The following is a 12,423-nucleotide window of genomic DNA, read 5'->3' as shown; positions in this document are numbered from 1 at the left end:
GAGTTAGTAACTACTTAAGCTTGATGTCGCCAGCTGGCTTACATCATACCGCCCATTCCACCCATGCCGCCCATACCAGCAGCACCTAAGTCAGGTGCGTCTGATTTTGGCAGTTCAGTGATCATCGCTTCAGTGGTGATCATCAGACCTGCGATAGACGCTGCGAATTGCAGAGCAGAACGCGTTACTTTAGTTGGGTCTAAGATACCCATGTCAATCATGTCGCCGTAAGTATCAGTCGCCGCGTTGTAACCTTCGTTACCTTTTGCTGCTTTCACGTTGTTAACAACAACAGAGGCTTCTTCACCTGCGTTAGTAACGATTTGACGCATTGGCGCTTCCATCGCACGCAGAGCAACACGAATACCTACGTTTTGTTCTTCGTTTTCACCAGTCAGTGCTTCCAGTTTCGCTGCAACGCGAACCAGTGCAGTACCACCACCAGCAACAACACCTTCTTCAACCGCTGCGCGAGTTGCATGCAGAGCATCGTCAACACGAGCACGTTTCTCTTTCATTTCAACTTCAGTTGCTGCGCCCACTTTAATAACAGCAACACCGCCTGCTAATTTAGCAACGCGCTCTTGCAGTTTTTCACGGTCGTAGTCAGAAGAAGATTCTTCGATTTGTTGACGAATTTGTGCAACACGGCCCGCAATCGCAGATTCTTCACCCACACCATCAATGATAGTGGTAGTGTCTTTGTTAATAACAATACGTTTTGCTTGACCTAAATCTTCTAATGTCGCTTTTTCTAACTCCATACCGATCTCTTCAGAGATAACAGTACCGTTAGTCAGAATTGCGATATCTTGCAGCATGGCTTTACGACGGTCACCGAAGCCCGGTGCTTTAACCGCTGCAACTTTAACAATACCACGCATGGTGTTAACAACCAGAGTTGCCAGTGCTTCACCTTCAACATCTTCAGCGATGATTAACAGTGGTTTGCTTGCTTTAGCAACGCCTTCTAATACTGGCAGTAATTCACGGATGTTAGAAACTTTTTTGTCAACTAACAGGATGAATGGGTTTTCTAACTCAACAGCACCTGTTTCTGGTTTATTGATGAAGTAAGGAGACAAGTAACCGCGGTCAAATTGCATACCTTCAACCACATCCAGCTCGTCTTCCAGACCAGTACCTTCTTCAACCGTGATAACGCCTTCTTTACCGACTTTATCCATAGCTTCTGCAATTAATTTACCCACGGTTTCGTCGGAGTTTGCAGAAATAGTACCAACCTGTGCGATTGATTTAGTGTCTGAACAAGGAACAGACAAGGCTTTCAGTTCTTCAACTGCAGCAACAACTGCTTTATCGATACCGCGTTTCAGGTCCATTGGGTTCATACCCGCAGCAACCGCTTTTAAGCCTTCAGTAATGATAGCTTGAGCCAGTACAGTTGCAGTTGTTGTACCGTCACCTGCAGCGTCGTTAGCTTTAGAAGCAACTTCTTTCACCATTTGAGCGCCCATGTTTTCGAATTTGTCTTCTAATTCGATTTCACGTGCAACTGAAACACCATCTTTGGTGATAACTGGTGAACCAAAAGATTTATCTAAAACTACGTTACGGCCTTTAGGACCTAAAGTCACTTTTACTGCGTCTGCCAGAACATTCACACCACGAAGCATTTTCGTACGTGCATCACTACCAAATTTAACGTCTTTAGCTGCCATTATCTCTTTCCTTCAAATTCTTTTCGTTCGTTGAGAAGTTTTAAGTGAAAATTACGCTTCAACAATTGCCAGAATGTCACTTTCGGACATAATCAGAACTTCTTCATTGTCGATTTTTTCAGCTTTCACGCCATAACCATCGTTAAAAATTACGATATCGCCAACTTTCACATCCAGTGCTTTGATTTCACCATTTTCGAGGATGCGGCCGTTGCCAACAGCAAGAACTTCACCACGAGTTGATTTGCTTGCAGCAGTACCCGTCAGAACGATCCCGCCGGCAGATTTTGATTCAACTTCTTTACGCTTAACGATAACACGGTCATGCAATGGACGAATTTTCATTAATAGTTCTCCTATAAATAAAGTCCATACTAGGTAAAAGGACGATACCAGCATGTCTTAAATAAACTAGTACCATGTTTGAGCAGATTGGGGCGAAGAAGAGGGACTTCAAGGGGGGAGATAAAAAATTTTTCATTTTTATCTCCCCATAAAGAGGGTGGTTTTATGGTTTAGGGCGATCGTCTTTATCTGATGAATCTGTTTTATCTGAATTATCGATTGTAAAAGAAGGATCATCTTGCTTACGTTGGAATTCCCCCTCAAAAGTATCGCCACGTTGAAAGCCGCTATTTCCTGTTTGGTTAAAACCTGAACCCGGCTGGTAGAAACGAATATGAGGAATTAAGCGCATTACAATAAGCTTTTGAATTGGCGGAAGTAACAATAGTAAGCCAATAAAATCTGTAAAGAACCCCGGCACAATCAACAAGAAGCCCGCTAAAACCAATGCAACGCTCTTGATCATTTCAGCTGCTGGGCTTTCACCCGATGCTAACTTTTGTTGGATTTGTAGTACATTTTTCATACCTTGATTTTTAACGAGTGACACACCTAAACAGGATGTCAAAACGACCAAAATTAGCGTCATTAAAACACCAACTTCGGATGCAACCCGCACAAAAATCACGGATTCAATGTAAACGAGAATACATATCAGAATGAGTGGTAACCAGCGCACAAGTTCTCCTTTATTTCAATAAGCTATCGATTATTTTACGCCCCTAGGGAAACCTTTGTGAACTGCATCTAAGAGACAACTATCAATATTCGCTTTTTTCTTTAGTATAGCCATAATAATTGGGGCAGAGATAACGCTTTTCAACTCACAGATTTTTTTCATTAATGATACTTATCTGTGATGAATGTCACACAACGTGAAATCTGTTGCATAAATCAAACTATATAGTGATCTAGGTTCAAGGCAATAGATGATTAAAAGCATATCATCTACCCATAAATCAGTAGATCATAATGCTGACAACGTAGTAGACGGTGTTAATTGCTTGTAAAGTTTTACTTTGCAATATTAATCACCTGTGAATTTTGTTTTACGAAGTATAGATTTTTAAAGCGCATAAACGGACAGTAACTGTAATCTAATTAAGAAGGTTCTCATGTCAAACAATACTCGTATCGAAGAAGACCTGTTAGGTAAAAAAGAAGTTCCAGCTGATGCCTATTATGGTGTTCATACTCTGCGTGCGATTGAAAACTTTTATATCAGCGACCGCACTATTAACGATGTCCCAGAATTTATCCGCGGCATGGTTATGGTAAAAAAAGCGGCAGCTTTAGCCAACAAAGAACTGAAAACTATTCCTCGTAATATCGCAGAGACTATTATCAAAGCCTGTGACGTTGTGTTGAATGAAGGCAAATGCATGGATCAGTTCCCTGTTGACGTATTCCAAGGTGGTGCGGGCACATCACTGAACATGAATACCAATGAAGTACTGGCGAATATCGGTTTAGAGCTGATGGGTCACAAAAAAGGGGAATATGAATTCCTCAACCCAAATGATCACCTGAACAAAAGTCAATCCACTAACGATGCTTACCCTACTGGGTTCCGTATCGCAGTGTATAACTCAGTACTGAAGTTAATTGAATCTGTTGAATACCTGAGAAAAGGCTTTGAAGCTAAAGCTGAAGAATACAAAGACATTCTGAAAATGGGCCGTACCCAGTTGCAGGATGCTGTTCCAATGACCGTCGGCCAAGAATTCCATGCTTTCGCTACTCTCTTAAAAGAAGAAGAGAAAAACTTAAAACGCAGCATCGAATTACTGCTCGAAGTTAACTTAGGCGCTACTGCTATCGGTACAGGCTTGAATACTGCACCTGGTTACTCAGAGCTTGCCGTTAAAAAATTAGCTGAAGTGACTGGTTTACCATGCGTTCCTGCAGAAGACTTAATCGAAGCAACCTCTGATTGCGGCGCTTACATCACAGTTCACGCGGGCTTAAAACGTCTGGCGATGAAACTGTCTAAAATTTGTAACGACTTACGTCTGTTATCTTCCGGTCCTCGTGCAGGTCTGAAAGAAATCAATTTACCTGAGTTACAAGCTGGTTCTTCTATCATGCCAGCAAAAGTTAACCCTGTAATTCCTGAAGTTGTTAACCAAGCTTGTTTCAAAGTTATTGGTAACGATATCTGCGTAACAATGGCTGCTGAAGCGGGTCAATTGCAATTAAACGTAATGGAACCAGCGATTGGCCAAGCGATGTTCGAATCCATCTCTTTAATGAGCAACGCATGTCGTAATCTGCAAGAAAAATGCATTAGCGGCATTACAGTAAACAAAGAAATCTGTGAAGCATTTGTATTTAACTCCATCGGTATCGTCACTTACTTAAACCCATTTATTGGCCACCATAATGGTGACATCGTGGGTAAAATTTGTGCTGAAACCGGTAAGAGCGTCCGCGAAGTTGTTTTAGAACGCGGTTTACTGACTGAAGCTGAACTGGATGATATTTTCTCTATTGAGAACTTAAAACACCCAGCTTATAAAGCAAAACGCTTTGATGACTAAAAATTTATGTTTATCATAAATAACACTTAAAAATAAAGGCACGCCTCTCAATAGAAAGCGTGCCTTTTTTGATTGATACACACACAAATAATTAACATAACAGTTTCATAATTTTAATTTTCATTTTGTCGAGGAGTAAACACTATGTTAGCCGTAGAATTTATTATTGTTCTGCTGGCCATCTTTTTGGGGGCCCGTTTAGGTGGGATAGGTATCGGCTTCGCCGGTGGCCTTGGGGTACTGGTACTCGCTGCTATTGGCGTAAAACCAGGAACCATTCCATTTGACGTTATCTCAATCATCATGGCTGTTATTGCCGCTATCTCTGCAATGCAAATTGCTGGAGGTCTGGACTATTTAGTTGCCCAAACCGAAAAATTACTGCGCCGCAATCCTAAATACATCACCATTCTTGCACCCATTGTTACCTACTTCCTGACACTTTTCGCAGGGACAGGTAATATCTCTTTAGCAACACTGCCTGTTATTGCAGAAGTTGCAAAAGAGCAAGGCGTAAAACCGTGCCGTCCATTATCAACTGCGGTTGTTGCTGCTCAGATAGGTATTACAGCATCACCAATTTCTGCTGCAGTGGTTTACATGGCATCCGTCATGGAAAACCCTGCAATGGTTGGTGCAGGTAACACAGTCAGTTACATCTCTCTCTTAAGTGTTCTATTACCTGCGACATTCCTTGCTATCATTTTGATGTCGTTCATCATCTCTTGGACTTTTAACTCTAAATTATCCGATGACCCTATCTACCAAAAACGTTTAGCTGAAGGTTTAGTTGAACTGCGTGGTAGCCAAGTAAAAGAAATCAAAGCCGGTGCTAAGTCTTCTGTACTGCTGTTCTTACTTGGGGTTGTTGGCGTTGTCTGTTATGCCATCATTAACAGCCCAAGCTTAGGGATTGTCGAAACCCCATTAATGAACACCACAAATGCTATTTTGATTATCATGCTGACTGTAGCGACATTAATCACTATTTTCTGTCGTGTTAATACTGATGCAATCTTGAACTCAAGTACCTTTAAAGCAGGTATGAGCGCATGTATTTGTATTTTAGGTGTTGCTTGGTTAGGTGATACTTTCGTACAGCATAACATTGACTGGATCAAAGAAACTGCCGGTGATTTAATCCATGAGCACTCTTGGATGTTAGCGGTAATTTTCTTCTTCTGTTCTGCTTTACTATACTCACAAGCTGCAACAGCAAAAGCATTGATGCCTATGGCATTAGCGCTGAATGTAAGCCCATTAACGGCTATCGCATCATTCTCTGCGGTTTCTGGCCTATTTATTCTGCCTACTTACCCAACACTGGTTGCAGCAGTACAAATGGATGATACAGGGACAACACGTATTGGCCGATTTGTCTTTAACCATCCATTCTTTATTCCAGGTACCATCGCTGTCGCATTAGCTGTTTCATTCGGCTTCTTATTCGGCGGTATGATCCTATAGTTTATATTAGTATCAATTAATATTATAAAGACCCGTGCAAATCGCACGGGTTTTCTATGCCTACATATAACATATTATTTTTGTTATTCTATACAAAGTCACGGAGGAAATTATAAAAATATAATAATCATTCAGATAAAAAACTAAGCCATTTATTAAAAATATATTTAAAATATATTGAACTCGGTTGTTAATAATTAAATTAAAATCAGAAATAAGTATTTTTCTAACAATATATCTATATTAATACTCTACATATAAGTGTAACAAACAATGACTATAATCATATAATGACAAGCTGCTTCATTCATTTCTTCAAAATCACAAATAGAAATATAAATTCAAAAATAAAGTAAAAATAAATAACCATCAAAACAAATCACTAATAAAGCGGAAGCAGACAAACAATAACACTAAAAAACCCCTCATCACACACGAATTGAGAGTACCAAAGATAGAAATCATCTATCAAAAATTTAAAATCAATCCGCCATAAATATTGGTAATAATTAACTGACCCTTGTTTAATAATATCCGAAAAGTCTGATAATTATCTTTTAATCACTCTGAGTGACACAAATTAAACATCACGAAACTTTAATAGAAAAATAACTTATTTGTTCAATATTTATATATTTGGAGGAGTAATGCTAAGTACTCAAAGAAATGAAAATACAAATGTAACCGTTTATATTGGAAGCTTTTTAAAACACCGTAGAAAAGTGGTGGGCTTAACTGGCTCACAATTAGCTTCTCGCTTAAAAATTAGCCAACAACAAGTTTCTCGTTATGAAAGAGGTAAAAATGCGATAACGATCCAAGGTCTTTTAGATATTTTACAAGCTCTCGAATTACGAACACATGATATTGATGATTTTATGAAAAAAGTCTTTCAGTTTTATTATATCGATGCTGCATTAGAAGCTAAGTTGATCAACTAAGACCGATATAAATCCATGAAGTTCGTTTCAGGGGGGTTCTTCCCCCTCCTGTTTGCTTTAAACTCCCCCTCTTAATTTCCTATTTGATTTCGTTCTCCTTCGAAAACGACGACTCATAATAGCACTGCAAACCGCTATAATTCACAATTGAACATTGTTATGATGGATAAAAATCAGACATTATTGTGATGGAGTTAACAATGCCTATCCAACGCGAAATTATTTTGAGCCATGCGTTAAATCAATTGGAAATTCAAGGCTTATCCGCATCTACAGAGAATTTACTCAGTGAAATTGAATCTGATTTCTCTACTATTCGCCAGTTCTGGCCAGACGATGAGGCGCTTATTTATGATTGCTTACGCTATCATAGCCAGCAAATCGAAGTATGGCAGCGACAGACTTTGCTAGATGAGTCCCTAAGCCCACAGCAAAAATTAATGGCTCGCTACCAACAATTATCAGAAAAAGTCAGCCAAGGGCGTTTCCCTGGCTGTTTATTTATTTCTGCATGTAATTATTACCCAGATGCAGAGCACCCTATCCACCAATTAAGTCGCTTGCAAAAAGACAATTCGTTTCACTTCACTAAAAACCTATTAGAAGAGCTAGATATTGAAGACTCTGTATTGGTTGCTAACCAAATGGAACTAGTACTTGAAGGCTGTTTAAACCGTTTATTAGTACAAAGAGACATTCAAGATGTCGAGATTGCACAACACCTTTCTGAGGATATCCTAACAATCGCACTATGCCGTAAAAAAGGAGCGTTAAGTTAAAAAAACAACTAACGCATACTAAACACACACATTTTGCTGAAAAAGAAAACACTCAGTAAAAAAAAGTGGTTTTTTATTAAAAATGCATTGACGCAAACGGCTGAATACGGTTTAATGCGCCCCGTTGCCCGGATAGCTCAGTCGGTAGAGCAGGGGATTGAAAATCCCCGTGTCCTTGGTTCGATTCCGAGTCCGGGCACCACTTATTTAAAGAACCCGCCCAAAAGGCGGGTTTTTGCTTTTCTAGCTACGGTAGATTTCAGGTCGTTGCAACACGTTATTTATTTACTGGATTTCATGCCATTTTTGCAGATGTTCTTTGCTGTTAAAGACACCTATACCCCCTCATAAACCTATCTCTTATTTTCTTGTGTAAGTATTCCATAAAAACGAATCATTAACTTTAACAGATATGTCAATTTCAGCTTTTCATTCACACTAGGCTATCAGACTGAATTGTGTTCTATCTACGAAACCTGTCAGCTTAAATCTGAGCTGATACAGTCATGCTACGCTTTAATGTGTCTGGCAGATATACATAAAATAATAGGTGTAGCAATATGCTGCGCTATTTAATGAGTTTTATCTGGAGTATGGAAAGAAACCCGGAGCGATATATTCAACTATGTCGGGATGTTTTATAACAGTAAGCGTTAGCATGGCTTGCGTGTTCTTATATCACCAACGTAATATAAATATCAATATTATCAATTAGTAACACATGTTTACATAGCTCGTATTAATTCAAAATTAAATTAAGACTAACCTTCAGGTAAGGAAAAAATATAGAGTTTAAAAAGATAACTTGACCATCTTCACATTTTATAAAACATTAATTTGAAGTTATGCTTCATTTAATGTTTTATATTGGAGTTTAATTCTAGATAGAAATCTCACTTATAACCACTACAAGAGTGAACGCGTATGAAAATAATAAAGAAAATATCTTATCTCTTTTTCACCATAATACTGTCTTCACCAATATTCTCATCGACCAGTTTTGCTGAGAAACTCCCCGCCCTTCCTGTGACATTAAAAAATGGAACCGGAGTAATTAACCAAAATATTATCTACATAGGTTTAGGTAGTACAGGAAACTCATGGTATAAACTTGATCTTAATGAAAATAAAAAAAAATGGGAAAAAATAGCTGATTTTCCGGGTACACCAAGAGACCAAGCTATAGCAATTAAGTTAAATAATAATATTTATATATTCGGCGGAGCGGGAAAAGAAAATATTGATAGTGAAACAATAAGCTCATTAACAGATGTTTATCGTTATTCACCAAGTGAAGACAAATGGGAAAAAATAGATACTAGTTCACCTTATGGCTTGGTTGGTCATGCAGGAGTTAGTATCAGCACCAATAAAGCTATCATTCTTGGAGGAGTAAACAAGCAAATATTTGATAAATATTTCATTAATTTAAATCATGCTAAAAACAATTCATCTATTAAAAATAAAGTTATTAATGATTACTTTAATAAACCCATAGAAGGCTATTTTTTTAATCGAGTCATACTAACTTATAATGCAGATAATAATCAATGGGGTTCATTAGGCACTATTCCTTTTAATGGAACTGCGGGTTCTTCATTAGTAGTAAATGATAACAATTCAATAACCTTGATTAACGGTGAATTAAAACCTGGGTTACGTACTAGTGAAATACAAACGGCTATATTAGAAAATAATCAACTACAGTGGAATACTACTGTACAGAAACTTCCTCCACCATCACCTGAGCAGCAGCAAGATGGCTTGGCTGGTGCATTTGCAGGTTATAGTGCTCATACCTTACTTGTTGCTGGGGGTGCTAACTTCCCTGGGTCTCAGGCTAAGTATTCACAGAAACATTATTTTGCACATCAGGATTTAGACAAAAAATGGCATAAAGAAATTTATGGGTTGATTGATAATCAATGGAAAGTAATTGGTGAATTACCGATCCCTCTTGGTTATGGAATCACTATTGAGCATGGTAATTCACTATATTTAATCGGAGGTGAAACTACAAAAGGTGAGGCAGTTAATTCTGTAATCACTTTAACATTAAAAGATAAAGAGCTAATTATTAACTAAACCAGTTAAATTTATAAATTATAATAACCAACCAAGAACTCCATATTAAATTTATGGAGTCTTATCCACTCAGGTAAAAACTATGTTTAATAATAAAATTTTATTGGCATGTTGTACTTTTTTTATGTCATTTCAATTAAATGCGACTACACTAGACTTTCGTCATGAATATTCAGATTCATCCAGAATAAATAAAGATCGCATTGCCTTTATTCATTCATTTTCAAATGGTATCGGATTTTATATTGATGCCAGTATAAAGTCAGGTGGTGTTGACGGCGAAAAAGATAAAGTATTTAGTGATGTTGTTAATAATGCTATCGAAATGGGGCTAAGTTACAACCATAAGATAAATAAAAGTATAACGTTACAACCGGGATTAATTTTTGAAACAGTTACAGACACATCAATTTATAAACCTTATTTAAAGGCGCAATATAATTTTGATAACGGTTTATATATTGCAGGCCGTTATCGTTTTGATTATGCCAGAAAAACAAAAAAAGCTGTTGATGACGAAAAAACAAATCGCTTTGATGCGTTTATTGGCTATAAATATAATAAATACAAAATTGAATATGACTACACACAAATGTATAGCGATGGCATAAAATATGATAATAAGAAACGTAATTATGAACATAATGTCTCTTTCTCTTACCAATTGAGTGACACATTCACTCCTTATATTGAAGTTGGAAATGTTGCGGTAAGCCCGACCAGTGACGCCCGTCAAACTAGGTATCGTTTAGGATTACAATTCCACTTTTAAATCTTATGTAAAAAGATGCCAAAAATTATAGTGAGTAATTACTCCATTACTCACTATATTATTTTTTCATATTTATCAATAAATTAAGAAAAATATTTTATTATTTGATCTTCTTCACAAATTACGACTTTCGTAATTGAGGAATTTAGCTTCATAAAATAACATTAATTGGAGTTATACTTCAAAATAAAATGGTGAGTTCAAAATGGCATTGATTGAAAAGATGACTACGGATATTCAACAAAAAGGAGGGCTGATCGTTTCTTGCCAGCCTGTCGATAATAGCCCTATGGATAAGCCAGAAATTGTTGCTGCAATGGCTCAAGCTGCAGTTAATGCAGGTGCAGTAGCAGTACGAATTGAGGGAATAGATAATTTAAAAGCAACTCGCCCTCTTATTGATGTGCCAATTATTGGTATTGTCAAACGCGATTTACTGGATAGTCCTGTCAGGATCACACCTTGGTTAAGTGATGTAGAAGCACTAGCAACAGAAGGTGCCGATATTATCGCTTTTGATGGTACGGATCGTGTACGCCCAGTTCCAGTCAATGAGTTATTGGCTTGCATACACCACTTCAATAGGTTGGCAATGGCAGATTGTTCCACATTTAATGAGGGAATGTATTGCCAGGAATTAGGAACAGAATTTATTGGTTCAACTATGTCTGGCTATACCGGTGGTGAAATACCAAAATTACCTGATTTACAATTAGTGGCAGCACTCGCTGAAAATGGATGCCGTGTAATAGCCGAAGGCCGCTATAACACACCTATGATTGCAGCAAGAGCTATACAAGCTGGAGCTTGGGCTGTCACAGTTGGTTCCGCATTAACCCGACTTGAACATGTCTGTGATTGGTTTACCCATGCCCTCAAGTTACAGCAGGAATTAGTTAAATGAATATATTAGCAATTGATATTGGAGGAACAAAGATTTCGGCTGCATTAATCAGTCGAGACAATCAACTTACGCACCATACTCAAATTACAACCCCTGCAAGTGCATCACCAACTCAACTCTATGAAGCTTTGGTGGCGATAACTACACCACTAAAAGCGTATGCAGATGGTGTCGCCGTAGCCTCTACAGGGATTATCTGTGATGGCGTATTAACTGCATTAAATCCTAATAATTTGGGAGGATTAAAAAATTTCCCGTTAAAAAAAACACTTTCTACAATAACCGGTTTGCCTTGCTGGTTACTCAATGATGCTCAAGCTGCTGCATGGGCTGAATATGATTACCGCCATGAAAATATCTCTGATATGGCATTTATTACAGTATCGACAGGGGTTGGGGGCGGCCTAATTCAACAAGGACAATTACAGCTAGGAAAACGAGGTATTGCAGGCCATCTAGGCCACACTATAGCTGATCCTCATGGCCCTCTTTGCGGCTGTGGTCGTTATGGATGTGTCGAAGCTATCGCTTCCGGCCGTGCCATTGCTTCACAAGCTGTAAATGAACTTGCAGGTAAAGATGCTAAAGCTATTTTTACTGCCTATTACCAGGGAAGCCTTCAAGCGAAAACAATAATTGAAAACTCAGCAAGTACTATAGCTAATTTAGTTGCTGATATTAAAGCAATAATAGATGCCGACTGTGTTGTTCTTGGTGGAAGTGTTGGATTAGCAAATGGATATATCGAGCTTGTTCAAGCAGCTATCAGACAACAGCCCGAGGCGTTACAAGTCCCTATTTTAGCTGCTCACTATCATCATAATGCTGGACTTTGGGGAGCCGTTCTTTGGGCTAGGAAACACTAAAAAACTGTCGTACTTCTTACCTTTTACCTTACATATGGCAGG

11 protein-coding genes and 1 tRNA gene are annotated in these 12,423 nt (G+C 38.2%); 9 read left to right on the top strand and 3 right to left on the bottom strand.

The genetic code is table 11. The annotated features are described in order from the left end of the window. Positions 1-38: 38 nt before the first annotated feature. The 3 genes from groL to PSF31_RS07770 form a co-directional block, all read right to left on the bottom strand. The gene (groL, locus tag PSF31_RS07780; protein WP_004258673.1) at positions 39-1,682 is read right to left on the bottom strand and encodes a chaperonin GroEL; all 1,644 of its coding nucleotides are present in this window, start codon (positions 1,680-1,682) and stop codon (positions 39-41) included. 51 nt (positions 1,683-1,733) lie between these two features. After that, positions 1,734-2,027 carry a co-chaperone GroES gene (locus PSF31_RS07775; protein ID WP_004908085.1) on the bottom strand — a complete coding sequence of 98 codons (294 nt, stop codon included), beginning with the start codon at positions 2,025-2,027 and terminating at the stop codon, positions 1,734-1,736. A gap of 163 nt (positions 2,028-2,190) precedes the next feature. Continuing rightward, on the bottom strand, positions 2,191-2,706 hold the full coding sequence (locus PSF31_RS07770; RefSeq protein WP_096864374.1) for an FxsA family protein: 516 nt from the start codon (positions 2,704-2,706) through the stop codon (positions 2,191-2,193). A gap of 436 nt (positions 2,707-3,142) precedes the next feature. Between PSF31_RS07770 and aspA the strand changes: the two genes are divergently transcribed. The 9 genes from aspA (at position 3,143) to nanK (ending at position 12,381) form a co-directional block, all read left to right on the top strand. Next, the gene (gene aspA / locus PSF31_RS07765) at positions 3,143-4,567 is read left to right on the top strand and encodes an aspartate ammonia-lyase (RefSeq protein ID WP_004258700.1); all 1,425 of its coding nucleotides are present in this window, start codon (positions 3,143-3,145) and stop codon (positions 4,565-4,567) included. Between the two features lie 144 nt (positions 4,568-4,711). Continuing rightward, positions 4,712-6,034, top strand: coding sequence for an anaerobic C4-dicarboxylate transporter (locus PSF31_RS07760; RefSeq protein ID WP_004258703.1), 1,323 nt, complete (start codon positions 4,712-4,714; stop codon positions 6,032-6,034). Positions 6,035-6,681: 647 nt separating this feature from the next. Then, positions 6,682-6,975 (top strand): helix-turn-helix domain-containing protein, encoded by a 294-nt coding sequence (locus tag PSF31_RS07755; RefSeq protein WP_096864373.1) that lies wholly within the window; start codon positions 6,682-6,684, stop codon positions 6,973-6,975. A 206-nt stretch (positions 6,976-7,181) separates the two neighbouring features. Continuing rightward, a complete protein-coding gene (gene dicD, locus PSF31_RS07750; RefSeq protein ID WP_409201109.1) occupies positions 7,182-7,754 on the top strand; it encodes a division control transcriptional repressor DicD in 573 nt (190 codons plus the stop codon). Between the two features lie 126 nt (positions 7,755-7,880). After that, a tRNA-Phe gene (locus PSF31_RS07745) sits at positions 7,881-7,956 on the top strand. A 722-nt stretch (positions 7,957-8,678) separates the two neighbouring features. Next, complete coding sequence (locus tag PSF31_RS07740) at positions 8,679-9,839, top strand: N-acetylneuraminate epimerase (protein ID WP_164560884.1); 1,161 nt, start codon at positions 8,679-8,681, stop codon at positions 9,837-9,839. Positions 9,840-9,921: 82 nt separating this feature from the next. Then, positions 9,922-10,611: an oligogalacturonate-specific porin KdgM family protein gene (locus tag PSF31_RS07735; RefSeq protein WP_036958047.1), complete on the top strand. Its 690-nt coding sequence runs from the start codon at positions 9,922-9,924 to the stop codon at positions 10,609-10,611. A 205-nt stretch (positions 10,612-10,816) separates the two neighbouring features. Next, the gene (locus PSF31_RS07730; RefSeq protein ID WP_004258889.1) at positions 10,817-11,515 is read left to right on the top strand and encodes an N-acetylmannosamine-6-phosphate 2-epimerase; all 699 of its coding nucleotides are present in this window, start codon (positions 10,817-10,819) and stop codon (positions 11,513-11,515) included. Beyond that, positions 11,512-12,381, top strand: a complete 870-nt coding sequence (gene nanK, locus PSF31_RS07725; protein ID WP_004258893.1) for an N-acetylmannosamine kinase — start codon at positions 11,512-11,514, stop codon at positions 12,379-12,381. The genes PSF31_RS07730 and nanK overlap by 4 nt, the downstream gene beginning before the upstream one ends. Positions 12,382-12,423: the final 42 nt, after the last annotated feature.

The organism is Providencia sp. PROV156 (assembly GCF_028480905.1).
Classification (GTDB): Bacteria; Pseudomonadota; Gammaproteobacteria; order Enterobacterales; family Enterobacteriaceae; genus Providencia; species Providencia hangzhouensis.
This window is presented reverse-complemented; position numbering and strand designations above follow the sequence as displayed.

What these genes read in the sequence shown, in the direction of transcription:
- PSF31_RS07775 (WP_004908085.1), bottom strand. Translation starts at nt 2,027, where the DNA reads ATGAAAATTCGTCCATTGCATGACCGTGTTATCGTTAAGCGTAAAGAA.
- PSF31_RS07740 (WP_164560884.1), top strand. Translation starts at nt 8,679, where the DNA reads ATGAAAATAATAAAGAAAATATCTTATCTCTTTTTCACCATAATACTG.
- PSF31_RS07760 (WP_004258703.1), top strand. Translation starts at nt 4,712, where the DNA reads ATGTTAGCCGTAGAATTTATTATTGTTCTGCTGGCCATCTTTTTGGGG.
- aspA (WP_004258700.1), top strand. Translation starts at nt 3,143, where the DNA reads ATGTCAAACAATACTCGTATCGAAGAAGACCTGTTAGGTAAAAAAGAA.
- PSF31_RS07730 (WP_004258889.1), top strand. Translation starts at nt 10,817, where the DNA reads ATGGCATTGATTGAAAAGATGACTACGGATATTCAACAAAAAGGAGGG.
- nanK (WP_004258893.1), top strand. Translation starts at nt 11,512, where the DNA reads ATGAATATATTAGCAATTGATATTGGAGGAACAAAGATTTCGGCTGCA.
- PSF31_RS07735 (WP_036958047.1), top strand. Translation starts at nt 9,922, where the DNA reads ATGTTTAATAATAAAATTTTATTGGCATGTTGTACTTTTTTTATGTCA.
- groL (WP_004258673.1), bottom strand. Translation starts at nt 1,682, where the DNA reads ATGGCAGCTAAAGACGTTAAATTTGGTAGTGATGCACGTACGAAAATG.
- PSF31_RS07755 (WP_096864373.1), top strand. Translation starts at nt 6,682, where the DNA reads ATGCTAAGTACTCAAAGAAATGAAAATACAAATGTAACCGTTTATATT.